The sequence below is a fragment of the Pseudomonas sp. AN-1 genome, assembly GCF_034057115.1.
GTDB lineage: Bacteria > Pseudomonadota > Gammaproteobacteria > Pseudomonadales > Pseudomonadaceae > Geopseudomonas.
In genome coordinates, this window is the sequence record NZ_CP139195.1 from 4,100,391 (window position 1) to 4,124,592 (window position 24,202).

The window sequence follows — 24,202 nt, forward strand, 5'->3', positions numbered from 1 at the left end:
CCGGTTGACGGAGCGAATAGGCGGCGGACAGCCGCCTATTTTTTTGAGCCTGAAATGTGGTGGTGGCTGTGCATGCTTCAAGGTTGATGCCGCTGGTCGTGCTGGCGGTGCTGCTCTCTCTCTATGGCAGCGTGCTGGGTTTTGCCTATGTCTGGGATGACATCGATCTGTTCGTCAGCTCCCCGCTGCTGCGTGGGGCGGGAGACTGGTGGACCGCTGTCAGCCAGCCCGTCCTGCCGGCGACGACCTACTTCCGGCCGGCGGTGCTCAGCAGCTTCTGGTTCGAGTTCGGGGCGCTCGGGGTGGATCCGTTCTATTCCCATCTGGTCAACCTGCTGCTGTTTCTGTTCAACGTGTGCATGGCCGGCTGGCTGGCCGCTGCCGTCTGTGGCTGCGCCGGGTCGCGGTGCTGGATCATGTCCGCCGTGGTCATGTTGCTGTACGGCCTGCATCCGGCCTTGGTGGAGTCCACGGCTTGGGTGGCCGGGCGGTTCGACCTGATGGTCACCAGTTTCGTGCTGCTGGGCCTGAATATCGCCCTGCGCTGGCAGGGGTGGCCGGGCGCCCTGGGCGCGGCGACGGCCTTTGCCTTTGCCTGCCTGTCGAAGGAGATGGCAGCGACCTTTCCCATCCTGCTCTGTGGTCTGCTGTGGACGCGACAGGCGCCCACGGGGTCGGTCTGGGACGGCCTGCGTCTTCTGGTTTCTCCTTCCACGCTGCGTCTGCTGGGGATGATCCTGCTGGCAGGAGCCGCCTACCTTGCCCTGCGTTACCAGGTGCACTCGGGACTGGTGCATCTGGAGCGCAAGGCTGCGGTCAGTCTGGACTGGGTCGGGCATGTCGGCTATGTGGGGCAGGCCCTGATCTTCTATGGGAAGATGCTGGTCTGGCCATTTCCCTTCCTCGGACCGCTGCACCCGCTGGACGTGACCGGCTTGACCGCGGCCGATATCCGCGATGGCTGGCTGGCTGTTGCCGGGGTGTCGCTGGGCCTGGTATGGGTGCTGTGGCGTGGCGGTCGTGCAGCAATACTGCTGGTCCTTTCCGTTGTCGCATTGCTGCCGGTATTGCAGATACTGCCGCTGACCATCGGCGGGAACATCGGTCATGAACGCTTCATGGCCTTGCCGTTGGTCTTCTTCGTCATGGCCTGTGCGCACTGGCTTTTCGGACTGTACGGTGTGTTGCGGCAACGAGTTGCCAAGGCTGTGCTGTGTGGCAGTATCGCCCTGCTCTGTCTCTACTCGGGGCTGAACCTTAAGATCTATCTACCGGTGTGGCAGTCGGATCTTGCCCTGTGGAGCTGGGCGCATGGGCAGCATCCGGATTTCGAGTATGCGCAGTCGCTTTATGTCCTGTCGGCGTTGAATGCGGGGCGCCTGGACCTGGCGAGACAGGAGTTGTTTGCCGTCGCCGAGCAGGATGCGCCGGAGGATTTTCTGGTCATGAAGGGCTACCTCCATGTTCTCGAGGGGAATAGTCGGGAGGCGATCGAGGCGATTGAAAAGGCCTTGTCTCAACTGTATCGCATGCGGGACGAGATGCTTGCCCAAGGCATCGATGTGTCGGAGGTTTCTCTGGACAATAAGCGTGCGCCGAATCTCTGGATCCTGCGGATTTCCTACAGCCTACTGGCGGAAGCCCATCTGCAGTTGGGGGACTATGAGAAGGTTCTCGAGAATGTGGAAATTTTCAGATTCTATGAGAAAAACTTCTCCGTCTCATACTTGCTGGAGGCGCTGGCGCGATATGGACGTGGGGAGGTCGCTCTCGGCGATGCAGCTTTTGAGAAGGCCGTGCAGTTGAGTGCCGATGCTGGCGAGCGCTCCATTTCCGTGCGCAGCAGTTTCGTCCGTAGGCTCTGTGAGTCAGGGAAAGCCGCGGAGCAGCTCTGCCTGGCCGGATACTGAGTAAGATGCCGATGTGAGCTCTGCTGCAGGGGGGCAGAGTTTTCTGGGGCACTCCGCTTTTGCATTGTGGTGGTTTTTGGATTTTATTCTGCTTTGTTTTCGAAATGGTCTCTGCGGTCGGTCTGGGAACGGTATGAGTAATGTGCGAGTGTCATGGAAGCGATTGGCTCTGTTTCTGGGGGTGGCGCTGGCATTTTCTTTTGCGTTCATGCATACGGCATGGGTCAGTGAGGATGCGTTCATAACTTTCAGGGTCGTCGATAACGCTCTGAACGGCTATGGGATTGTCTGGAATCCGGGGGAGCGGGTTCAAGTTTATACTCATCCGTTATGGTTCTTTCTGGTTCTCTCCGGTGTTGCAATATTCGATGATCCTTACTATTTCAGTCTTGGGTTGAGTTATGTTCTGCTGATTGCTACCTTGCTTCTCCTCGGGCGCGTCGCCAAGGAGCGTTGGGCTCTGGGTGGTATTGTTCTGGTTTGTGCTTTGCTATGGTCTCGCGCATTTGTCGACTACTCGAGTTCCGGGCTTGAAAATCCTCTGGTTCATGCGCTTCTGGTGCTCTATGCATTGGTGTGCCTGAGGGGGGCGGGCTCGGGATGGGGTCCGCTGCTTCTAACGCTGCTTGCTTCTGCACTTTTCCTGACGCGGCCGGATGTCCTGGTCCTGATCTTCCCGAGCTTCGTCTATGTATGCTGGCGGGAGAGGCAAAACCTTTTCAGACTGATCCTCGGTTTGGCCGTTGGTGGGATTCCTGCGCTGCTGTGGGTTGCCTTTTCCGTTTTCTATTATGGGGTGCCGGTTCCGAACACGGCTCTTGCGAAGGTCGCTACGGGGATTGATTCGTGGCAGAGCGCTGTGCAGGCCTGGAATTATCTGGTCTGGACCGCCGAGACGGATCTGGTAACGCTGGCTTTGTTGCTTCTGGGTGTAGTGTTGGGTTGTTCGAGCAGGGATCGAGTACTGGCTTCCTTGGGACTGGGGATCGTTGCCTGGTTCTTGTATCTGTTTTACGTCGGTGCTGACTACATGGGGGGGCGGTTCTTCAGTGCTGCCGTTCTCCTTGCCGTGGTTGTCTGCGCCGTATTTGTTTCGCGTAATGCCAGTTTTTCTCTGGTAGCGGCGGTATTGGTGTTCCTCGTTTTCAATGCCGGGGCCCTGAGCAGGACGGTATTTTCGCCTTTGGGCTTTTCGCAGCAGCTCATATCGTCTTCCGGTATTGCGGATGAGCGAGGTTTCTACTACCAGGCTCTGGGTTTGTGGCCGAGCCTGCAGCGCGGCACCTGGTTCGCTCATCCCTGGCTAGCGGAGGGGGCTGCCATCGGCTCCAGGCCCGGGCTCTACGCCCGTTGCGCGATAGGTATGAGTGCATTTGCCGCTGGTCCGGCTGTGCGCTGGATTGATCCGCTGGCGTTGACGGAGCCATTTCTGGCGCGGTTGCCTGCTCGCACGAACGTCCGGGTCGGGCACTACGAGCGTGCCTTCCCCAAAGGCTTCCTTGAGTCTGAAACTTCTCGTGTCAACAAGGTAGAGGATCCAGTTCTGAGAGACCTGTACCGCGACGTGGATATCGCGGTGCGTGCTCCCCTGCTTAGTGAAGGGCGCTTGGCGGCCATCTGGAGATTGAACTCCGGTGCCTATTCCGGGCGGTTGGGGGGCTTCGATCGGGAGGCTATCGGGCTGCCGGGGGTTCCCGTGCAGACCCGTGCTCCTCTTTCCTGTTTTGGTTTGCCCTATGGCTGGGATGGGTTCTGGAGGATTGACGGGGATCCTGCGAGGGTCTCGAAGGTGATGGTGCAAGACGGACTCTCTCAGCAATAGACAAGGATCATCTTGCTCCCCCATCCTGGCTATGGCGGGTTGTCCGTTAACAGCATCCCAGCCCACGCCCTTCGCCACCAAAGCAATGCCTTATATGAGTACAGTCAAACCTCGCCCCCCATTGCACAATCCTCGAGCCAGTCAAAAATTGTCACATTTGAGCGCGGACGTTGATCCCCTCCCCCTCGTCATCGACCTGGACGGCACCCTGCTGCGTTCTGACTTGCTTCTGGAAACCGGATTGGCATTCATGCGCAGCCATCCCCTGCGACTGCTCAAGCCACTGGGCTGGCTGAGCAAAGGCAAGACCGTCCTGAAGGATCGACTGGCACGCGCCACCCACATAGATGTCAGGGTGCTCCCCTATGACCCCGCAGTCATCGAACTCATCCAAGCAGAGCGCAGCAACGGACGCACTGTAATCCTGGCTACAGCCAGCCATCACTCGCTGGCTGAGCGTATTGCCGAACATCTCCAACTGTTTGATCAGGTTCTGGCATCCGACTCCTCACGCAACCTGTCAGCCGAACGCAAGCGTGATTTGCTGGTAGGGCACTTCGGCGAGCACGGATTCGACTATGCAGGCAATTCGCACGACGACCTTCCGGTATGGGCTGCCGCCCGAAAGGCCTACCTAGTCAATCCGGATGCGGGCGTGGAGCCGCGCGCGCGCGCCCACGGCAACGTCAAACAGGTCATTCGCTCTAACTCTCCAAGTATCAAGGACTGGGCGAAGGCGCTGCGACTGCATCAATGGATGAAGAATCTGTTGATCTTCACGCCACTGCTGACAGCTCATCAATTGGGCGTTCCCCAACTGCTTTGGCAGGGACTGCTGGCCTTCCTTTTTTTCGGGCTATGTGCCTCCAGCGTTTACCTGCTCAATGATCTGCTCGACCTGACAGACGATCGCCACCATGGCACAAAGCGGCATCGCCCATTCGCCTCGGGACGACTAGCAATCAAATCAGGCATCATGGCTTTTCCTGCCCTGCTGGCTGGCTCCTTTGCAGGTGCCATTCTCCTGCTCCCTTGGGAGTTTTCTGCAGTTCTGGCCACTTACTACATACTGACACTTGGCTATTCACTTGCACTGAAACGTCAGATGGCTGTTGACGTCATCGCCTTGGCGCTGCTTTACACCATTCGCATCATCGCCGGAGCAGCCGCATGCAAGTTGCCGCTGACTTTCTGGATCCTTGCATTCTCGATGTTCATGTTCCTCAGCCTTGCAATGGTCAAGCGCTACACTGAGCTACGCGAGTCAAGAAAAAAGGGCAGGACCGACAAGACCAGAGGCCGCGGCTACTACCCTAGCGATCTGGAGATGATTGCCTCGCTCGGTTCGGCCTCCGGATATCTGGCAGTGATGGTTCTAGCCCTGTACATACATGATCAGGCAACCGTGCTCATGTACAGCTATCCGGAGCTCATCTGGCTGGCATGCCCACTACTGCTGTTCTGGATCACTCGTATCTGGATGCTCGCTCACCGAGGCGAAGTGAACGAGGATCCGGTGGTGTTCGCCATTCGCGACCGTACCAGCCTGATGGTCGGCATCCTGTTCTGCCTGGTTTTCTGGGGGGCGGCATGACCGAGAAGCTTCATTCCTGGGGACGCCACCCCAATGCTCCTCAGACAGCCCAGCCCTGCACCTGGCGCGCGGATGTGCCGGTGTGCCTGAAGCGGCTCGTCGAACTGCATGGCAACACCCTGCCCTTCGGCAACGGCCGCAGCTATGGCGACAGCTGTCTGGCCGCAAGCGACCATGTTCTGAATCTGCGCACGCTGGATCGCTTTATGGCCACCGACTGGCAGCGCGGCGTCATAACGGCCGAAGCGGGTGTGACCCTCGCAGAGATTCTCACCCTTGCCATACCTCGGGGCTGGTTTCTCGCCATCACGCCCGGAACCCAGTTCGTCACCCTGGGCGGAGCCATCGCCAACGATGTGCATGGCAAGAACCACCATGTACGCGGCACCTTCGGCACTCATGTCCTGCGCCTCGGCCTTCAGCGTCACAACGAGCCACCGATGTGCTGCTCTTCGCAGGAAAACGCCACACTGTTCAACGCCACCATTGGTGGTCTCGGACTCACGGGAGTGATCACTTGGGCAGAGATCCAGCTGATGCCCATACGCTCCAGCCAGATCGACACCAGCGTGGTGCGCTTCGAGAGTCTCGCCGAGTTCTTTATCTTATCCGACGAGTTGGATCACCAGCACGAGTACAGCGTGGCGTGGATCGATTGTCTTGCCCGAGGCAAACGCACTGGGCGAGGCGTATTCATGCTTGGCGACCATGCGCCCTACGGATCTCTGAAGATTGACGAGCGCCGCAAACTGAGCGTTCCACTGACACCGCCACTCTCCCTGATCAATCACCTCTCGCTGCGAGCTTTCAACGAAATCTACTGGCGAATTCATCCTCGTGCACTCGGCAGACAGCGCATCAGCTACGAGCCCTTCTTCTATCCACTGGATCGGATACTGCACTGGAATCGGATCTACGGCCGCAAAGGCTTCCAGCAATATCAATGCGTAATTCCAGAGGCTGTGGCGCAACCTGCGCTGCATGAATTGTTGAATTCCATCGCTAGCTCCGGCCAAGGATCCTTCCTCGCCGTACTCAAGCGCTGCGGCAATATCGCCTCACCCGGCCTGCTGTCCTTCCCGCTCGCCGGCAGCTCGCTGGCCTTGGACTTCCCACAGAAGGCCGAACTGGGCAGCCTGTTCGCACGCCTCGATGCCATCGTGCACGAAGCGGGAGGGCGCCTGTATCCTGCCAAGGACGCCCACATGGCGGCCGAGGACTTCCGCCGAGCCTACCCGGCCTGGGAAAAGCTCGAGACCCTGCGCGATCCGGCCATGAACTCCCGCTTCTGGACAAGAGTCACCGCATGAAACGCATTCTGATCATTGGCGCCACCTCCGCCATCGCCACCGCCTGCGCACGTCTGTGGGCCGAACAGGGCTGCGAGTTTTTCCTCGTGGCCCGCAACACCGAAAAGCTCGCCCAAGTTGGTGCCGACCTCGAGGCGCGAGGCGCCAAGGCAGTAACCACCCACAGAATGGACGCAGTCGACCTGGCAGCCCACCCGACGATGCTCGAGCGCTGCATGGCCCGCCTGCAACAGATCGATATCGCCCTGATCGCCCACGGTACCCTGCCCGAACAGCCAGCCTGCGAGCGGGATGTTGCCATGGCCCTGCGAGAGTTCGCCAACAACGGCACCTCCACCATTGCCCTGCTGACTCTCCTGGCCATGCAGCTTGAAACCCAGCGTTGCGGAACCTTGGCGGTGATTTCCTCGGTAGCCGGCGACCGCGGCCGCCCCTCGAACTACCTCTATGGCAGCGCCAAGGCAGCCGTTTCCACCTTCTGCGAAGGACTGCGAGCCCGAATGTTCAAGGTCGGAGCACATGTAATCGATATCAGGCCGGGCTTTGTCGATACGCCGATGACCCAGGGACTCCCCCTGCCAGTCTTGCTGCTGGCCAAACCCGAACAGGTCGCCCAGCGCGTTCTCTCGGGGATCGAACGCAGGACAGCCGTTCTCTATGCACCAGGATTCTGGATGTTGATCATGCAGATCATCCGCAGCATCCCGCAGCCGCTGTTCAAGAGGCTGAACCTGTGAGCGATGCCCCCCATCTGTCCGGCTGGCGCTATCGCGCCGTCATCCTGTCGGTGATCCTCTCGGTGCTGGGATATCTAGGCTTTTCCCTGTGGAGCGGCTGGCAAGATGTCTGCACTGCCGTTGTCAAGGTGGGTGCAGTCGGCATCCTCATAGCCCTGCTGATGTCGCTGCTCAACTACGGCTTGCGTTTTCTGCGCTGGCAGCTCTATCTCAGGGTATTGGGGCATCCCGTCCCATGGCGCCCCAGCCTGAGGATCTATCTGGCCGGCTTCGCCCTTACAACGACACCCGGCAAGGCTGGCGAAGCGCTGCGCGGGGTGCTGCTCAAGCCATGGGCGGTGCCTTATCCCAAGAGCTTTGCTGCCTTCTTCAGCGAGCGCCTTTCCGACCTGTTTGCCGTGGTGCTGCTTACTCTTTTCGGCCTGACGCTTTATCCGGACGCACGCCCGTTGATCGCGGTCGGCATTGCCCTCGTCGTCGGCACACTGCTCCTGCTGTCGCAACGCCAATTGATCACCTGGTTAGAAAGGCGAACCTCAATGCGGCCAGGCAAGATCATGGCGCTGGCCAGACACCTGCTGCAGATTCTGCTGGAAGCCCAGCGCTGCCACCATCCCGGCACACTGAGCATAGCCATGCTGCTGAGCGTGATTGCCTGGGCAGCCGAGGCGCTGGCATTTCACTGGATACTGCTATGGATGGGCACGGATATCCCGCTGGTATTCGCGGTGTTCGTCTACGCACTAGCAATGCTGGGCGGGGCCCTCAGCTTCATGCCGGGAGGATTGGGGGGAGCCGAGGCGATCATGAGCGCCCTGCTGATCTGGAAAGGCATGCCCGCTGCCGATGCTGTCGCCGCGACCGTACTCATACGAGTGGCTACCCTGTGGTTTGCAGTCTGCATCGGGATGGGCATGCTCGCCCCCAGACCGTTGAAAGTCCCCTGTCCCCCCCCTTGGGCTCGCCACAACCGTAAGCGCCGAAGCCAACACAACCCTGACTTCTGAGAGCCTTTTGGATAGATGGCCCAAGGGGGGGCGTAGTGACTGGCCTTGAAGAGCCTGGATGCAATTCTTGGGACTGGCCCGCGGTGGCTTCGGTCTCTCGAGCGATTGCTCTGCTAGGCAGCTTCCGGCTTGCCCTGTCGCTCGCGGTCATGGCTTGATAGGTCTTCCTGCTTACTCGGAGCCACCAGCATGCCCCCCCACCGCGCCGAACGCCTGCGCCACGCCATGCACCGCCACGCTGATTCCCTCGGCAACCTCCTGGTCGAGGGTTTCCACTATCTGGCGCTGTTCGCCATCGGCGGGGCGGTGGCCTGGGCGGCGGGGCATACCTTCCTCGGCATGTTCGAACGCGGCCAGGCGACCATCGACGACATCCTGCTGCTGTTCATCTACCTCGAGCTGGGCGCGATGGTCGGCATCTACTTCAAGACCAACCACATGCCGGTGCGCTTCCTGATCTACGTGTCGATCACCGCGCTGACCCGCCTGCTGATCGGCGACATCCAGCACACCCACAAGCCGAACATGGGCATCGTCATGGTCTGCGGGGCCATCCTGCTGCTGGCGCTGGCCAACCTGGTGGTGCGCTTCAGTTCGGCCAGGTTCCCGGCGGTGGAGACCTCGGGGCGCAAGGGCGGCGAAGCGCTCGAGAGCCATGGCGACCGGCCCTGAGGGCGGCCATGGCGATGCCCGCTGGCTGCGCCGCAGGGTTGCGCGGCCTGGCGGCTGACCCAGCCTACGGGCTGGCGAAGTGCCCGCGCAGCCGCTCGGCGCGGTATTCCAGGCTGCTGGCGCGGTAGCCCGGCCGCAGCGGCGGCAGCGGCAGGCAGTCGCGCCACTCGCTGCCGGGCAGCAGGCGGTGCAGGATGCGGTAGTGCGGGCTGTCGTAGCGGTCGTCGGCGAGATCGATGGTATCGCCGCTCTGGTAGGCGCCGATCCGCCAGGTCAGTTCGGCCAGCGGTCGCTCGCTGCCATTGCGCAGGCGGGCGCGCAGCGGGCGGTCGGCGGGGCAGCCGGCGTCCCACTGCAGGTCCAGCTCGAGGCGGTCGAGGCGCCCCTGTTCGCGCTGCTCCTGCCAGATCACGCCCAGCGCCACCAGGCCGAGGGCGAACAGCGCCAGCAGGTTGATCGGCACGGCGCGGGTCGGGTAGCGGACCAGCAGGACCAGCCAGGTGAGGACGATCAGGGCGCCGATCAGCATGCGGGATTCCTCGCGGTGTTCAGTCCTCGGGATGGTCGCGCAGGAACACCAGCCGGTCCGCGCTCGACTGCGCCGCGGCGTAGCGGTAGCCGGCCAGGTCGAAGTCCTTGAGCGCCTCGGCATCCCGCAGGCGGTTCCTGATCACGTAGCGGGCCATCAGGCCGCGGGCCTTCTTGGCGTAGAAGCTGATGATCTTGTACTGGCCGTTCTTCAGGTCGCGGAATTCGGTGTCGATGACCCGGGCTGCGAGCGCCTGGCGCCTGACCGCGCCGAAGTATTCGTTGGAGGCGAGGTTGAGCAGGACGTCGTCGCCCTGTTCGGCCAGCGCCTGGTTAAGCCACTGGCTGATGCGTTCGCCCCAGAAGGCGTAGAGGTCCTTGCCGCGGGCGTTGGCGAGGCGGGTGCCCATCTCCAGGCGGTAGGGCTGCATCAGGTCGAGCGGGCGCAGCACGCCGTAGAGGCCGGAGAGCATGCGCAGGTGGCGCTGGGCGAAGTCGAAGTCGCCCTCGTCGAAGCTGTCCGCATCCAGTCCGGTGTAGACGTCGCCCTTGAAGGCGAGCAGGGCCTGCTTGGCGTTCTCGGGGCTGAACGCGGGAGTCCACTGGGCGAAGCGTGCGGCGTTGAGGCCGGCGAGCTTGTCGGACAGGCCCATCAGCTCGGCGATCTGCGCCGGGGTCAGCTCGCGCAGCTGGGCGATCAGCTCGGCGGCGTGGTCGAGATGCTCGGGCAGGGTATGGCGCGCGGTCACCGGCGCGGTGGTGTAGTCGAGCGTCTTGGCGGGGGAAATCACCATCAGCATTGCAGCTCTCCTCTGGCTGTCGGGCGATTCTAGCAGTAGGCTCAGGGTGCGGGGTCCTCGCGGGTTGGCACGGGGGCCGGGCCGGTGGCTAGACTCAATGCAGAGGAGGTCGGTTCGGTGCAGTAACTTTGCGGTAATCGTTGGGACGCTATCTGGGAGACAGGCCGCCGCGCGACGCACGAGCGCGAGGGCGGCCCCTGAGGGCGGAGCGCCTGCGGGCATTCCGTCGCATGACCGACAGGATCGAGGTGACCGACCATGGACAAAAGCGCCAGCAAGACCACGCATCCCCGACTGTATGTGCTCGATACCAACGTCCTGATTCACGACCCCAATGCCCTGCTGAATTTCGAGGAGCATCAGGTGGCCATCCCGATGACCGTGCTCGAGGAGCTCGATCATCTCAAGAGCGGCAAGCACGGCGTGGCCGCCGAGTGCCGCCAGGCGATCCGCCTGATCGACCAGTTGCTCGGCGAGGCGACGCCGCCGCAGGTCGAGCAGGGCGTGCCGATCCAGCGCGGCAAGAGTGCGCCGCGGGGCAGCCTGTCGATCCTCATGAGCCGCCTGGACACCAGCCTCAGCGGCCTGCCCGAACACCTCAACGACAACAAGATCATCAACCAGCTGGTGGAGCTGCAGGGCCGTCGCCCGGACGTCGAGGTGGTGCTGGTCAGCAAGGACATCAACATGCGCCTCAAGGCGCGCGCCTGCGGGGTGGCCGCCGAGGACTACCACACCGACCAGTTGGTCGACGACGTGGCGCTGCTGCCGCGCGGCTACCACAGCTTCCCCGGCTCGTTCTGGCAGAAGGTCAGCAAGGTCGATACCCACCAGGAGATCGGTCGCACCCTGCACCGCGTGCCGCTCAACGGCAACAGCCTGCCGAACATGCACGTCAACGAGTTCGTGGTCGACGAGCAGGGCTTCGTCGGCTGGGTCAAGGAGGTCGACAAGCGTCACCTGCTGCTGCTCGACCTGCACCAGGAGCCGCTGATGCACCAGGAGGCCTGGGGCCTGCGTCCGCGCGACATCTACCAGGCGCTGGCGCTCTATGCGCTGCTCGATCCGGACATCCACCTGGTCAACCTGACCGGCGCCGCCGGCTCGGGCAAGACCATCCTCGCCCTGGCTGCGGCCATCGAGCAAACCATGGTCAGCAAGCGCTACCGGCGCATCATCGCCACCCGCAGCGTACAGGGGCTCGACGAGGACATCGGCTTCCTGCCGGGCACCGAGGCGGAGAAGATGGAGCCCTGGCTGGGCGCCATCACCGACAACCTCGAGGCGCTGCACATGGACGACGAGAGCACCCACGGCAGCGTCGACTACATCCTCCAGCGCGTGCCGCTGCAGTTCAAGTCGCTCAACTACATCCGCGGGCGCAGCTTCCAGCAGAGCCTGATCCTCATCGACGAGTGCCAGAACCTCACGCCGCACCAGATGAAGACCATCATCACCCGCGCCGGCAACGGCTCCAAGGTGATCTGCCTGGGCAACCTGGCGCAGATCGACACGCCCTACCTGTCGGCGACCAGTTCCGGGCTGACCTACCTGACCGAGCGCTTCAAGGACTTCCCCCACGGCGTGCACATCACCCTGCAGGGCGTGCCGCGCTCGCTGCTGGCGGAGTATGCGGAGGCGCATCTGTAGCGTACAGGGGCACGGCGGCGCCTGTCCGGGCGCCGTCGGCGAATGAATTCGCCCCTACGCGAGCATCAGGGCAGCTGCACCTCGATCACGCCGTCGGCATTGACCGTCAGCTCGCTGGAGCCGGCTTCGATCTCCGGCGCCGGCGCGCTGTCCATGCTCATCGTCTTGGCCGCCATACTGCGCAGCAGCGGCGGGCGCGGGCCGCCGCCGGCGTTGAGGTCGAGGCGCACCACGCGGTAGCTGCGTGCGCCCATGGCTTCGCTGACCAGTTGGGCGCGAGCCTTGAAGGCGGCCACGGCTTCCTGGAGCAACTGGTCCTCGCTGCGCTTGCGGCTGTCCGTCGACAGGCTGAAGTGCATGTCGGCCATCTGCAGCTCGTCGAGCAGCCCGGCGCTGAGCTGGGCGAGGGTGGCGAAGTCGGCGCTGTCCAGGCGCAGCTCGGCGCGCTCGCGCCAGGCGACGATCTTGCGGCCCTTGTCGTCGTAGACCGGGCTGCTGTGCCGGCTGCCCAGGCTGACCTCCACGCCCTTGGCGGCGCGGGCGCGCTGCACGGCGCGGTTGAGCGTCTCGGTGGTCTGCGCCGACAGTCTGGCCGGGTCGCTGTGCTGGGCTTCGCTGTAGAGCAGCACGTGCATGCGGTCGTGGGCCACCTCGCGGTTGACCTCGGCACGCAGGCCGATCTGGTTGTAGCGCGGCTCCTCGGCCTGGGCCGGTGGCAGCAGCCACAGGCCGGCGGCGAGGGCGAGCAGGGGAGTGCAGCGGGAAAGTGCGGGCATCGGGGGACTCCTGTCGGTTCGGCCGGCGGGGACGCCGGTCGTCCAGCTGTGACTGAGCGCGGCCGGGCGGGTTCCCGGCGCGCTCGCGTGCCCATTTGCCGCAGCCGGGCGAGGGGCAATCTGGTTATACTCCGCGAAGTTTCCGGAATATTCCATGCAAGCGCCCGTCCAGTTACTCTCCGCCAGCCTGCAGAACCTCGGTCGGCTGGTCCTCATCCGCCTGCTCGTGCTGGCCGCCCAGGCCGGTTCGGTGGGCTTCGCCTGGTGGTCCGACCGCCTGCCGCTGCCGTGGACGGAGCTGGGCATCACCCTCGCCGTCTCCGGCCTGCTGAGCATCTTCACTGCCCTGCGCCTGCGTGCCTCCTGGCCGGTCACCGAGCTGGAGTACGCGGTGCAGCTGGGTTGCGACCTGGTGATCCACAGCGTGCTGCTGTACTACACCGGCGGTTCGAGCAACCCCTTCGTCTCCTACTACCTGGTGCCGCTGACCATCGCCGCGGCGACCCTGCCCTGGCTGCACACCCTGTCGCTGGCCGGCCTGGCGCTGGCCAGCTACACCCTGCTGCTGTTCTGGTCGCATCCGCTGGACATCCCCGCCGAGCCGCGGGAGACCCTGCTGGTCTACGGCATGTGGCTGAGCTTCGCCCTGGCCGCCGGGCTGATCACTTTCTTCGTCGCCAAGATGGCCGAGGAGCTGCGCGGCCAGGAGCAGCTGCGCGCCCAGCGCCGCGAGGAAGGCATGCGCGACCAGCAGCTGCTCGCCGTGGCCACCCAGGCCGCCGGCGCCGCCCACGAGCTGGGCACGCCGCTGGCGACCATGAGCGTGCTGCTCAAGGAGCTGCGCCAGGAGCACCGCGACCAGCCGGCGCTGCAGGAGGACCTGGCCCTGCTGCAGGAGCAGGTCAGGCTGTGCAAGGACACCCTACAGCAACTGGTGCGCGCCGCCGAGGCCGAGCGCCGCCAGTCGATCGTCGAGCAGACCGTCAGCGAGTGGCTGGAGGCGGTGCTGCGCCGCTGGCACCTGATGCGCCCGGAAGCCACCTACCGCTACCAGTGCCTGGGCGTCGGTGCGCCGCCGCGGCTGATGCCGCCGACCGACCTCAGCCAGGCGCTGCTCAACCTGCTCAACAACGCCGCCGACGCCTGTCCGGAGAATCTCGACATCCGCCTGGACTGGGACGCGCGGGAGATCTGCCTGAGCATCCGCGATCACGGCGTCGGCGTGCCGCTGGCCATCGCCGAGCAGCTCGGCAAGCCGTTCTTCACCACCAAGGGCAAGGGCGGCAAGGGCTTCGGCCTCGGTCTGTTCCTCAGTCAGGCCAGCGTCACCCGACTCGGTGGTACAGTGAAGCTCTACAACCACGAAGAGGGCGGCACGCTGACCGAGTTGCGACTGCCGCGCAATTACGGCGTCGCCTGAGCGCCGGTTCTGCCTTGTGCGAGGAATGAAATGAGCGAAGAAGTCCTGTTCGATGCGGAGGAACAGCCGCACCTGCTGTTGGTGGACGACGACGAGACCTTCACCCGCGTGCTGGCGCGGGCCATGAGCCGCCGCGGCCTGCGCGTGTCGGTGGCCAACTCGGCCGACGCGGGTCTGGCCCTGGCCGAGCGCGACACGCCCGACTATGCGGTGCTCGACCTGAAGATGGACGGCGATTCCGGCCTGGTGCTGCTGCCCAAGCTGCTGGCGCTGGACAGCGAGATGCGCGTGGTGATCCTCACCGGCTACTCGAGCATCGCCACCGCGGTGGAGGCGATCAAGCGCGGCGCCTGCAATTACCTGTGCAAGCCGGCCGATGCCGACGACGTGCTGGCCGCGTTGCTCTCCGAGCATGCCGACCTCGATAGTCTGGTGCCGGACAACCCGATGTCGGTGGACCGCCTGCAGTGGGAGCACATCCAGCGCGTGCTGGCCGAGCACGACGGCAACATCTCCGCCACCGCCCGCGCCCTCGGCATGCACCGCCGTACCCTGCAGCGCAAGCTGCAGAAACGCCCCGTGCGGCGCTGAGGGCGCTGCGGCCCGATAGCGGGAAAGCCTTTCCGCTACGGGCCGGTTAACATGGGCGCCCCTCGCTGCCCCGGGCGCCCCATGCTCTCGCTGTTCCTGCAGACCCTGTCCGTCACGCTGCCGGTATTCGCCATGCTGTTCCTCGGCGTGCTGCTCAAGCGTTTCGGCCAGATCGACGACCGCTTCATCCACAGCGCCAGCGGCCTGGTGTTCAACGTCAGCATGCCGGTCATGCTGTTCCTCGCCATTCTCCACGCCGACCTCGAGGCGGCGCTGCAGCCGGCGCTGCTCGGCTACTTCGCCCTGGCCACCCTGGTGGGGTTCGCGCTCGCCTGGGGCTGGGCGCTGTGGCGCTGCCCGCGCGCCGAGCGCGGCGTCTACGTGCAGGGGGCGTTCCGCGGCAACAACGGCATCGTCGGCCTGGCGCTGGCCACCAGCCTGTACGGCGACTACGGCCTGTCGCTGGGCGGGGTGCTCGGCGGGCTGGTGATCCTGCTCTACAACAGCCTCGCCGTGCTGGTGCTGGAGGTCTACAACCCCGACAGCCGGACCAGCCTCTGGAAGATCCTCAGGGGCATCCTGCGCAATCCGCTGATCCTCGGCGTGCTGGCGGCGATGCCCTTTGCCTGGTGGCAGCTGCGCCTGCCGGTCTGGCTGACCACCTCGGGCGAATACCTCGCCCGGCTGGCCCTGCCGCTGGCGCTGATCTGCATCGGCGGCACCCTGTCGCTGGCCTCGCTGCGTGCCAGCAGCGGCCTGGCGCTGAGTGCCAGCCTGATGAAGATGCTCTGGCTGCCGGCGCTGGCCACCGCCGGCGCCTGGGCGTGCGGCTTCCGCCAGGCCGAGCTGGGCATCCTGTTCCTGTTCTTCGCCAGCCCGACGGCGGCGGCCAGTTTCGTCATGGCCCGCGCCGCCGGTGCCAACCACCAGCTGGCGGCGGCGATCATCGTGATCACCACCCTGCTGGCGGTGCTGACCACCAACCTCGGCCTGTTCGTGCTGCAGTGGGGCGGCTGGATCTGAGTCAGCGCTGCTGCTGCCAGGCGCGGAAACCGATCACCACCAGGGTGACCAGGGTCAGCGGCAGGACGAACCAGGTCATCGCCTGGCTGAACATGGCCAGCCCCGGTGCGTCGGTGCTGTGCATCACCAGCCAGGTGGTGTAGATCAGGTAGTAGGCGAAGAACAGCGCGCCCTCCCAGCGGCGGATGCAGTAGCCGGCGAAGAAGATCGGCAGGCAGGCCATGGCCACGGCGATCATCACCGGGTAGTCGAAGGCGACGGCGTTGGCCGACACGTCGAGCGGTATCGGCGACACCAGCGAGGCCAGGCCGAGCACGCAGAGCAGGTTGAAGATGTTGCTGCCGACCACGTTGCCCACGGCGATGTCGCGCTCGCCCTTGAGGGCGGCGATCACCGAGGTGGCCACCTCCGGCAGGGAGGTGCCGGCGGCGATGATGGTCAGGCCGATCACCAGCTCGGACAGGCCGAGCGCCTTGGCCAGGCTCACCGCGCCGTCCACCAGCAGTCCCGAGCCGTACACCAGCAGGGCCAGGCCGACGGCGATGAAGGCCAGGTGCTTGAGGCTGGCGAAGCGCCCGGCCGGCGCCTGGATGCCGTATTCGTCCTCGAACTCCTCGCTGGCGCCCTCGTTGCGTGCGCGCAGGCTGCCGACGATCAGGAAGGCGGTGTAGGCCAGCACGCCGCCGAACAGCAGCACGCCGTCGATCCGGCCGTACTGCTGGTCCATGGCGAGGAACCAGGCCAGCAGGCTGGCGCCGATCATGATCGGCACGTCGAAGCGGATCAGCTGGCGCGACACCAGCATCGGCGTGATCAGCGCCGACAGGCCGAGGATGAACAGCACGTTGAAGATGTTGCTGCCGACCACGTTGCCCACGGCGATGTCGCCCTGGCCGTCGAAGGCCGATTGCACGCTGACCGCCATTTCCGGCGCGCTGGTACCGAAGGCGACCACGGTCAGGCCGATGATCAGCGGCGGGATGCCGAACTGCGCTGCCAGGCGGGCGGCGCCGCGCACCAGCACCTCGGCGCCGGCGACCAGCAGCACCAGGCCGGCGATCAGGTAGACGAAGGTCATCAGGGTCATGGGAAGGCTCCGGTAAAAATCTGCGCCAGCTTAGCCGTTTGTCGGCCGGCTGCCAGCCCCGGCCCAGAGCCGATTGTTACCGCATGCTGCGCCGCGCTCTCAGTCCGTCACCCGCTCCAGACGCACCGGTGCCGTACCGCTGCGCAGCATGCCGATGCGTTCGGCGGCGGCGCGCGACAGGTCGATGATCCTGCCGCGTGCGTGCGGGCCGCGGTCGTTGATGCGCACCACCACGCTGCGCTGGTTGCGCAGGTTGGTGACCTTGACCTTGCTGCCGAACGGCAGCTGGCGATGGGCGGCGGTCAGCGCGTGCTGGTCGAAGCGTTCGCCGCTGGCGGTGCGCCGGCCGTGGTGGCGGCTGCCGTACCAGGAGGCCTTGCCTTCGGCACGATAGCCGCCGGCCTCGGTCGGGGCGGGAGCCGGCTGCGGCGCATGGCCGGCGCAGCCGGCCAGCAGGACGAGGAGGGTGGCGAGGAGCAGGTGTTTCATCGAGGGTCCCCGTGAATGGCACAACGCCGGGCATGCCCGGGCAGGTCGCTCCGGCGTTGTCTGGTCTGCCTTTGAGCGTGGCGGCGGCGTTTGGTTCGCCGCCGCTGCGCCTCAGCCCTCGAGCTTCTTCTTCAGCAGCTCGTTGACCTGGCCGGGGTTGGCCTTGCCCTTGGAGGCCTTCATGGCCTGGCCGACGAAGAAGCCGAACATCTTGGCGCGCTTGGCCTCGTCGCTGGCGCGATACTGCTCGACCTGGGCGGCGTTGGCGGCCAGCACTTCATCCAGCATCGCCTCGATGGCGCCCGAGTCGGTGACCTGCTTGAGTCCCTTGGCCTCGATGACGGCATCGGCCGAGTCGCCTTCGCCGGCGGCGAGGGCCTCGAACACCATCTTGGCGATCTTGCCGCTGATGGTGTTGTCCTTGATGCGCAGGATCATCCCGCCGAGCTGGGCGGCCGATACCGGCGACTGCTCGATCTCCAGGTCTTCCTTGTTGAGCAGGCTGGACAGCTCGCCCATCACCCAGTTGGCGGCCAGCTTGGCGTCGCCGCAGGCAGCCTGTACCTGTTCGAAGTACTCGGCCATCTCGCGGCTGGCGGAGAGCACGCTGGCGTCGTAGGCGGACAGGCCGTACTGGCTCTCGAAGCGCGCGCGCTTCTCGCCCGGCAGTTCCGGCAGCTCGCCGCGCACCTGCTCGATGAAGCTGTCTTCCAGCACCACCGGCAGCAGGTCGGGGCAGGGGAAGTAGCGGTAGTCGTTGGCTTCTTCCTTGCCGCGCATCGAGCGGGTCTCGTCCTTGTTCGGGTCGTACAGGCGGGTTTCCTGCACCACCTTGCCGCCGTCCTCGATCAGCTCGATCTGCCGCTGGATCTCGTGGTTGATCGCTTTCTCGATGAAGCGGAACGAGTTGACGTTCTTGATCTCGGCGCGGGTGCCGAACGCTTCCTGGCCCTTGGGGCGCACCGAGACGTTGCAGTCGCAGCGCAGCGAGCCTTCGGCCATGTTGCCGTCGCAGATGCCCAGATAGCGCACCAGCGCATGGATCGCCTTGACGTAGGCGACCGCCTCCTTGGCCGAGCGGATGTCCGGCTCGGAGACGATCTCCAGCAGCGGGGTGCCGGCGCGGTTGAGGTCGATCCCGGACATGCCGTGGAAGTCCTCGTGCAGGCTCTTGCCGGCGTCTTCTTCCAGGTGCGCGCGGGTGATGCCGATGCGCTTGACGGTGCCGTCCTCGAGGGTGATGTCCAGGTGGCCCTTGCCGACCACCGGGTGGTCCATCTGGCTGGTCTGGTAGCCCTTGGGCAGGTCCGGGTAGAAGTAGTTCTTGCGCGCGAACACGTTGGTGCGGCCCAGTTCGGCGTCGATCGCCAGGCCGAACTTCACCGCCATGCGCACGGCTTCTTCATTGAGTACCGGCAGGGTGCCGGGCATGCCCAGGTCGACCAGGCTGGCCTGGGTATTGGGCTCGGCGCCGAAGGTGGTGGCGCTGCCGGAGAAGATCTTCGAGCGGGTGCTGAGCTGGGCGTGGATTTCCAGCCCGATCACGGTTTCCCATTGCATGTGTGTCGTCCTCAGAATCCGGCCGGGGTGCGGGTGTGCCAGTCGCTGACCTGCTGGTACTGGTGCGCCACGTTGAGCAGGCGCGCCTCCTGGAAGTACGGCGCCAAGAGCTGCACGCCCACCGGCAGGCCGTCGACGAAGCCGGCCGGCATGGACAGGCCGGGGATGCCGGCGAGGTTGGCGGTGATGGTGTAGATGTCTTCCAGGTAGGCCGACACCGGATCGGCGCTCTTCGCACCGAGCTTCCACGCCGGGTTCGGGGTGGTCGGGCCGAGGATCACGTCGACCTCGCCGAACGCCTGCACGAAGTCGTTCTTGATCAGCCGGCGGATCTTCTGCGCCTTCAGGTAGTAGGCGTCGTAGTAGCCGGCCGACAGCGCGTAGGTGCCGACCATGATGCGGCGCTTGACCTCGGCGCCGAAGCCCTCGCCGCGCGAACGCTTGTAGAGGTCTTCGAGGTTGACCGGGTTCTCGCAGCGGTAGCCGAAGCGCACGCCGTCGAAGCGCGACAGGTTGGAGCTGGCCTCGGCCGGGGCGATCACGTAGTAGGCGGGAATCGCGTGCTGCATGTTCGGCAGCGAGATGTCCTTGACCGTGGCGCCGAGCCTCTTCAGCTCCTCGACCACCGCCAGCACCTGCGCGGCGATGCGCGCGTCGAGGCCGGCGCCGAAGTACTCCTTCGGCAGGCCGATGCGCAGGCCGGCCAGCGGCTGGTTCAGCGCGGCCAGGTAGTCGTCCACCGGGGCGTCGACGCTGGTGGAATCCTTGGCGTCGAAGCCGGCCATGGCGCCGAGCAGGAGGGCGCAGTCCTCGGCGGTGCGGGCGATGGGGCCGCCCTGGTCGAGGCTTGAGGCGTAGGCGATCATGCCCCAGCGGGATACCCGTCCATAGGTGGGCTTGAGGCCGGTGAGGTTGGTCAGCGCCGCCGGCTGGCGGATCGAGCCGCCGGTGTCGGTGCCGGTGGCGGCCGGGATCAGGCCGGCGGCGACCGCCGCCGCCGAGCCGCCGCTGGAGCCGCCGGGCACGCGGGACAGGTCCCAGGGGTTCTTCACCGCGCCGAAGTGGCTGGATTCGTTGGCCGAGCCCATGGCGAACTCGTCCATGTTCAGCTTGCCGAGGCTGACCGCGCCGGCGGCGGCCAGCTTCTCGACCACGGTGGCGTCGTAGGGCGCCTTGAAGTTGGCGAGGATCTTCGAGGCGCAGGTGGTCAGCACGTCTTTCGTGCAGAACAGGTCCTTGTGGGCGATCGGCGCGCCGAGCAGGGCGCCGGTCTCGCCGGCCGCGCGCCGCGCGTCGGCGGCCGCCGCCTGGGCGCGCGCCTGGTCGGCGGTGACGCTGATGAAGCTGTTGAGCTGCGGGTCGAGCTGCTGGATGCGCGCGAGCAGGGCGTCGCTCAGCTCGACGGAGGAGAAGTCCTTGGCGGCCAGGCCGCGGGCGATTTGCGCCAGAGTCAGTCGATGCATCACTCGATCACCTTGGGAACCAGATACAGGCCGTTTTCCACCGCCGGGGCGATGGCCTGGTAGTCTTCGCGGTGGTTTTCCTCGCTCACCACGTCGGCGCGCAGACGCTGGGTGGCTTCCAGCGGGTGGGCCAGCGGTTCGATGCCGTCGGTGTTCACCGCCTGCATCTGGTCGATCAGGCCGAGGATGTTGTTGAGGGTCTCGGTGGTGCGCGGAATCTCCGCCTCGTCCAGCCCCAGGCGGGCCAGGTGGGCGATCTTTTCCACGTCGGAGCGTTCGAGCGCCATCGGGTGTCTCCAGCGGAAAAGCGACGAATGACCGGCAGGCGATGGCATGGAACGAAGGCCGCCAAACGGCGGTCAAAGGCCGCGATTGAGGGCCATGCAGGCCCGGAAAAGCGAGCAATCTAACATATGTGCGCCTTGCCCAAAATCCCTGCCGTTGTTAGAGTTCGCCGCACTTTTAGCCACGCGTTCCCCCCAGGGTTTTCTGTCCCATGTTGAAAAAACTGCGCGGCATGTTTTCCAGCGATCTGTCGATCGACCTGGGTACTGCCAACACCCTTATTTATGTGCGTGAGCGCGGGATTGTGCTCAACGAACCCTCCGTGGTCGCCATCCGCAACCAGGGCAATCAGAAGAGCGTGGTGGCTGTCGGGACCGACGCCAAGCGCATGCTGGGGCGTACCCCGGGCAACATCTCCGCCATCCGGCCGATGAAGGACGGCGTGATCGCCGACTTCAGCGTCTGCGAGAAGATGCTGCAGTACTTCATCAACAAGGTGCACGAGAACAGCTTCCTGCAGCCGTCGCCGCGCGTGCTGATCTGCGTGCCGTGCAAGTCGACCCAGGTCGAGCGCCGCGCGATCCGCGAGTCGGCCCTCGGCGCCGGCGCCCGCGAGGTGTTCCTGATCGAGGAGCCGATGGCCGCGGCCATCGGCGCCGGCCTGCCGGTGGACGAGGCGCGCGGCTCGATGGTGGTCGACATCGGCGGCGGCACCACCGAGATCGCCCTGATCTCGCTGAACGGCGTGGTCTACGCCGAATCCGTGCGCGTCGGCGGCGACCGCTTCGACGAGGCCATCGTCACCTACGTGCGCCGCAACTACGGCAGCCTGATCGGCGAGGCGACCGCCGAGCGCATCAAGCAGGAAATCGGCACCGCCTTCCCGGGCAGCGAACTGCGCGAGATCGACGTGCGTGGCCGCAACCTGGCCGAGGGCGTGCCGCGCAGCTTCACCCTCAACTCCGCCGAGGTGCACGAGGCGCTGCAGGAATCGCTGGCGGCCATCGTCCAGGCGGTGAAGAGCGCCCTCGAGCAGTCGCCGCCGGAGCTGGCCTCGGACATCGCCGAGCGCGGCCTGGTGCTGACCGGCGGCGGCGCGCTGCTGCGCGACCTGGACAAGCTGCTGGCCCAGGAAACCGGCCTGCCGGTGATCGTCGCCGAGGATCCGCTGACCTGCGTCGCCCGCGGCGGCGGTCGCGCCCTGGAGATGATCGACCGCCACGCCATGGACCTGCTGTCGACCGAGTAACCGGCCAGCGCCAGGCGGCCGGCGCGGCGTTGCTGCGCGCCCGTCGCCTGGCGCGTCCTGTCTGACGTTGCGAGGGGGCTCGCCATCAAACCGCTTTTTGCCAAGGGGCCCTCGCTGGGCGTGCGCCTGCTGGTGCTCACCGTGCTGTCGGTGGCGCTGATGGTGGTGGACGCCCGTTTCGACGCGCTCAAGCCGCTGCGCAGCCAGCTGGGCCAGGTGCTCACGCCGCTGTACTGGCTGGCCGAGCGTCCGGTGCGCCTGTGGGAAAGCGTCGGCCAGCGGTTCAGCAGCCGCGACGAGCTGATCGCCGAGAACGAGAAGCTCAAGGCCGAGGCCCTGCTGCTGCAACGCCGCCTGCAGAAGCTGGCCACCCTCACCGAGCAGAACGTGCGCCTGCGCGAGCTGCTCAACTCGGCCGCGCTGGTCGACGAGCAGGTGCTGGTCGGCGAGCTGATCGGCATCGACCCCAATCCCTTCACCCACCGCATCCTCATCGACAAGGGCGAGAAGGACGGCGTCACCCTCGGCCAGCCGGTGCTCGACGCCCTCGGCCTGATGGGCCAGGTGGTCGAGGTGATGCCCTATACCGCCCGCGTGCTGCTGCTCACCGACACCACCCACAGCATTCCGGTGCAGGTCAACCGCAACGGCCTGCGCGCCATCGCCGTCGGCACCGGCAATCCCGAACAGCTCGAGCTGCGCCACGTCGCCGACACCGCCGACATCAAGGAAGGCGACCTGCTGGTCAGCTCCGGCCTCGGCCAGCGCTTCCCGGCCGGCTACCCGGTGGCCACGGTCAAGGAAGTGATCCACGACTCCGGCCAGCCGTTCGCCGTGGTCCGCGCGGTGCCGACCGCGCGCCTCAACCGCAGCCGCTACCTGCTGCTGGTGTTCAGCGACCAGCGCACCCCCGAGCAGCGTGCGGTGGACGCCGCGCTGGCCCAGGAGGCGGCTGATCGCGAGGCGGCCCAGTCGGGCGCCGCCCCGCAGCCGCCCGCGAGCGAGCCCGCCGCGCCGCCGGCGCCGGCCAGCCCGCCCCGCGCCGCTTCGGTGCCCCCGGCCGCCCCGGCGGCCCCCGCTGGAGGAGCCCGCTGATGGTGGTGGTCGCCCGTTCGCGCAACGGCTGGTTCGTCTGGTTCACCCTGCTGCTCGGCCTGCTGCTCAGCGTGGCGCCGATGCCCGAGTTCATGCAGGTCGGCCGGCCGCTGTGGATCGGCCTGCTGGTGGCCTACTGGTCGCTGGCGGCGCCGCAGCGCATCGGCATGACCCGCCTGTGGCTGCTCGGCCTGGCCGCCGACGTGCTCTATGGCACGCCCTTGGGGCAGAATGCCCTGGTGCTGGCGCTGATCGTGTTCATGCTGATGTCGCTGCACCAGCGCCTGCGCATGTTCCCGGTCTGGCAGCAGAGCCTGGTGCTGCTGGTGGTGTTCGGCCTGGTCCAGCTGGTCCAGTTGTGGCTCAACACCCTGACCGGCAACCGGCCGCCGACCCTGCTGTTCCTGTTTCCCGCGCTGGTCAGCGCGCTGCTCTGGCCCTGGGTGTTCACCGTCATGCGCTGGTTCAGCGTGCGTCTGCACATCCACTGAGGCCGGCCGGGCGCCCATCCGCCACGCTCCCGGAGGATTTCGCACGTGAGCCAGCTCCATCTCGCTTCCGCCTCGCCGCGCCGCCGCGAACTGCTGCTGCAGATCGGCGTTCCCCACCGCCGCGTCGACGCGCCCGTCGACGAAAGCGTGCTGCCCGGCGAAGCGCCGACCGCCTATGTCGAGCGCCTGGCGCGGGCCAAGGCCGCCGCCGGCCTGGCCGCGCTGGACGGCCAGGGCTGCGTGCTGGGCGCCGATACCGCGGTGGTGCTCGACGGACGCATCCTCGGCAAGCCGGCGGACCGCGCCGACGCCCTGGCCATGCTCGCCGCGCTGTCCGGGCGCAGCCACGAGGTGCTCACCGCCGTGGCGGTGGCCGACGCGACCCGCTGCCTGGCCCGGGTGGTGAGCAGCCGTGTGCACTTTCGCCCAATCACCGCCGGCGAAGGCGATGCATACTGGAATACCGGCGAGCCGCAGGACAAGGCCGGCGGCTACGCGATCCAGGGCCTGGCGGCGATCTTCGTCGAGCGCCTGGAGGGCAGCTATTCGGCCGTGGTCGGCCTGCCGCTGGCCGAGAGCGCGGCGCTGCTCGCCGAGTTCGGCATCGCCTGCTGGCAGTCCGCCGCCGACGCGTGAGCCGCCG

23 protein-coding genes are annotated in these 24,202 nt (G+C 65.7%); 15 read left to right on the forward strand and 8 right to left on the reverse strand.

What is annotated here, in order from left to right; all coding sequences use genetic code 11:
• The first annotated feature begins 86 nt into the window (after nucleotides 1–86).
• The 7 genes from SK095_RS19215 to SK095_RS19245 all read left to right on the forward strand — a co-directional run bounded on the left by SK095_RS19215 (nucleotide 87) and on the right by SK095_RS19245 (nucleotide 9,052).
• Complete coding sequence (locus SK095_RS19215; RefSeq protein ID WP_320547186.1) at nucleotides 87–1,910, forward strand: hypothetical protein; 1,824 nt, start codon at nucleotides 87–89, stop codon at nucleotides 1,908–1,910.
• A 163-nt stretch (nucleotides 1,911–2,073) separates the two neighbouring features.
• Entirely contained in the window at nucleotides 2,074–3,732 is a 1,659-nt protein-coding gene (locus tag SK095_RS19220; protein WP_320547187.1) for a hypothetical protein, read from the forward strand.
• 94 nt (nucleotides 3,733–3,826) lie between these two features.
• Nucleotides 3,827–5,326: a UbiA family prenyltransferase gene (locus tag SK095_RS19225; RefSeq protein WP_320547188.1), complete on the forward strand. Its 1,500-nt coding sequence runs from the start codon at nucleotides 3,827–3,829 to the stop codon at nucleotides 5,324–5,326.
• Nucleotides 5,323–6,636 carry an FAD-binding oxidoreductase gene (locus SK095_RS19230; protein WP_320547189.1) on the forward strand — a complete coding sequence of 438 codons (1,314 nt, stop codon included), beginning with the start codon at nucleotides 5,323–5,325 and terminating at the stop codon, nucleotides 6,634–6,636. Before SK095_RS19225 ends, SK095_RS19230 begins: the two co-directional genes overlap by 4 nt.
• Nucleotides 6,633–7,373, forward strand: a complete 741-nt coding sequence (locus SK095_RS19235; RefSeq protein ID WP_320547190.1) for an SDR family oxidoreductase — start codon at nucleotides 6,633–6,635, stop codon at nucleotides 7,371–7,373. Before SK095_RS19230 ends, SK095_RS19235 begins: the two co-directional genes overlap by 4 nt.
• On the forward strand, nucleotides 7,370–8,380 hold the full coding sequence (locus SK095_RS19240; RefSeq protein ID WP_320547191.1) for a lysylphosphatidylglycerol synthase transmembrane domain-containing protein: 1,011 nt from the start codon (nucleotides 7,370–7,372) through the stop codon (nucleotides 8,378–8,380). The genes SK095_RS19235 and SK095_RS19240 overlap by 4 nt, the downstream gene beginning before the upstream one ends.
• 189 nt (nucleotides 8,381–8,569) lie before the next feature.
• Nucleotides 8,570–9,052: a phosphate-starvation-inducible protein PsiE gene (locus SK095_RS19245; RefSeq protein ID WP_320547192.1), complete on the forward strand. Its 483-nt coding sequence runs from the start codon at nucleotides 8,570–8,572 to the stop codon at nucleotides 9,050–9,052.
• A gap of 64 nt (nucleotides 9,053–9,116) precedes the next feature.
• Here SK095_RS19245 and SK095_RS19250 read toward each other — a convergent pair whose 3' ends face one another.
• Together SK095_RS19250 and yaaA are read right to left on the reverse strand one after the other, a co-directional pair.
• A complete protein-coding gene (locus tag SK095_RS19250) occupies nucleotides 9,117–9,581 on the reverse strand; it encodes a multidrug transporter (RefSeq protein WP_320547193.1) in 465 nt (154 codons plus the stop codon).
• A gap of 19 nt (nucleotides 9,582–9,600) precedes the next feature.
• Nucleotides 9,601–10,380, reverse strand: a complete 780-nt coding sequence (gene yaaA, locus SK095_RS19255; RefSeq protein WP_320547194.1) for a peroxide stress protein YaaA — start codon at nucleotides 10,378–10,380, stop codon at nucleotides 9,601–9,603.
• Between the two features lie 258 nt (nucleotides 10,381–10,638).
• Between yaaA and SK095_RS19260 the strand changes: the two genes are divergently transcribed.
• Entirely contained in the window at nucleotides 10,639–12,030 is a 1,392-nt protein-coding gene (locus tag SK095_RS19260; protein ID WP_320547195.1) for a PhoH family protein, read from the forward strand.
• A gap of 65 nt (nucleotides 12,031–12,095) precedes the next feature.
• On the opposite strand, the gene SK095_RS19265 is transcribed toward SK095_RS19260, so the two are convergent.
• Complete coding sequence (locus SK095_RS19265; protein ID WP_320547196.1) at nucleotides 12,096–12,806, reverse strand: SIMPL domain-containing protein; 711 nt, start codon at nucleotides 12,804–12,806, stop codon at nucleotides 12,096–12,098.
• A gap of 154 nt (nucleotides 12,807–12,960) precedes the next feature.
• Between SK095_RS19265 and SK095_RS19270 the strand changes: the two genes are divergently transcribed.
• From SK095_RS19270 to SK095_RS19280, 3 genes are all read left to right on the forward strand, one after another.
• A complete protein-coding gene (locus tag SK095_RS19270) occupies nucleotides 12,961–14,226 on the forward strand; it encodes an ATP-binding protein (RefSeq protein WP_136489883.1) in 1,266 nt (421 codons plus the stop codon).
• A 30-nt stretch (nucleotides 14,227–14,256) separates the two neighbouring features.
• Complete coding sequence (locus tag SK095_RS19275; protein ID WP_201485152.1) at nucleotides 14,257–14,817, forward strand: response regulator transcription factor; 561 nt, start codon at nucleotides 14,257–14,259, stop codon at nucleotides 14,815–14,817.
• Between the two features lie 81 nt (nucleotides 14,818–14,898).
• Nucleotides 14,899–15,840, forward strand: a complete 942-nt coding sequence (locus SK095_RS19280) for an AEC family transporter (RefSeq protein WP_320547197.1) — start codon at nucleotides 14,899–14,901, stop codon at nucleotides 15,838–15,840.
• Nucleotide 15,841: 1 nt separating this feature from the next.
• Here SK095_RS19280 and SK095_RS19285 read toward each other — a convergent pair whose 3' ends face one another.
• The 5 genes from SK095_RS19285 to gatC form a co-directional block, all read right to left on the reverse strand.
• Nucleotides 15,842–16,927, reverse strand: coding sequence for a calcium/sodium antiporter (locus SK095_RS19285; protein WP_320547198.1), 1,086 nt, complete (start codon nucleotides 16,925–16,927; stop codon nucleotides 15,842–15,844).
• Nucleotides 16,928–17,026: 99 nt separating this feature from the next.
• Nucleotides 17,027–17,416 carry a septal ring lytic transglycosylase RlpA family protein gene (locus tag SK095_RS19290; protein ID WP_320547199.1) on the reverse strand — a complete coding sequence of 130 codons (390 nt, stop codon included), beginning with the start codon at nucleotides 17,414–17,416 and terminating at the stop codon, nucleotides 17,027–17,029.
• 111 nt (nucleotides 17,417–17,527) lie between these two features.
• Nucleotides 17,528–18,976, reverse strand: coding sequence for an Asp-tRNA(Asn)/Glu-tRNA(Gln) amidotransferase subunit GatB (gene gatB / locus SK095_RS19295; RefSeq protein WP_320547200.1), 1,449 nt, complete (start codon nucleotides 18,974–18,976; stop codon nucleotides 17,528–17,530).
• Between the two features lie 11 nt (nucleotides 18,977–18,987).
• Nucleotides 18,988–20,442, reverse strand: coding sequence for an Asp-tRNA(Asn)/Glu-tRNA(Gln) amidotransferase subunit GatA (gene gatA / locus SK095_RS19300; protein ID WP_320547201.1), 1,455 nt, complete (start codon nucleotides 20,440–20,442; stop codon nucleotides 18,988–18,990).
• Nucleotides 20,439–20,726, reverse strand: coding sequence for an Asp-tRNA(Asn)/Glu-tRNA(Gln) amidotransferase subunit GatC (gene gatC / locus SK095_RS19305; RefSeq protein WP_136491812.1), 288 nt, complete (start codon nucleotides 20,724–20,726; stop codon nucleotides 20,439–20,441). Before gatC ends, gatA begins: the two co-directional genes overlap by 4 nt.
• Nucleotides 20,727–20,935: 209 nt before the next feature.
• On the opposite strand from gatC, the gene mreB reads away from it, so the two are divergent.
• The 4 genes from mreB to SK095_RS19325 all read left to right on the forward strand — a co-directional run bounded on the left by mreB (nucleotide 20,936) and on the right by SK095_RS19325 (nucleotide 24,195).
• The gene (gene mreB, locus SK095_RS19310; protein WP_136491813.1) at nucleotides 20,936–21,973 is read left to right on the forward strand and encodes a rod shape-determining protein MreB; all 1,038 of its coding nucleotides are present in this window, start codon (nucleotides 20,936–20,938) and stop codon (nucleotides 21,971–21,973) included.
• A gap of 84 nt (nucleotides 21,974–22,057) precedes the next feature.
• The gene (gene mreC / locus SK095_RS19315) at nucleotides 22,058–23,068 is read left to right on the forward strand and encodes a rod shape-determining protein MreC (RefSeq protein ID WP_201485269.1); all 1,011 of its coding nucleotides are present in this window, start codon (nucleotides 22,058–22,060) and stop codon (nucleotides 23,066–23,068) included.
• Nucleotides 23,068–23,559, forward strand: coding sequence for a rod shape-determining protein MreD (mreD, locus tag SK095_RS19320; protein WP_136488276.1), 492 nt, complete (start codon nucleotides 23,068–23,070; stop codon nucleotides 23,557–23,559). The genes mreC and mreD overlap by 1 nt, the downstream gene beginning before the upstream one ends.
• A gap of 45 nt (nucleotides 23,560–23,604) precedes the next feature.
• Nucleotides 23,605–24,195 carry a Maf family protein gene (locus SK095_RS19325; protein ID WP_136488275.1) on the forward strand — a complete coding sequence of 197 codons (591 nt, stop codon included), beginning with the start codon at nucleotides 23,605–23,607 and terminating at the stop codon, nucleotides 24,193–24,195.
• Nucleotides 24,196–24,202: the final 7 nt, after the last annotated feature.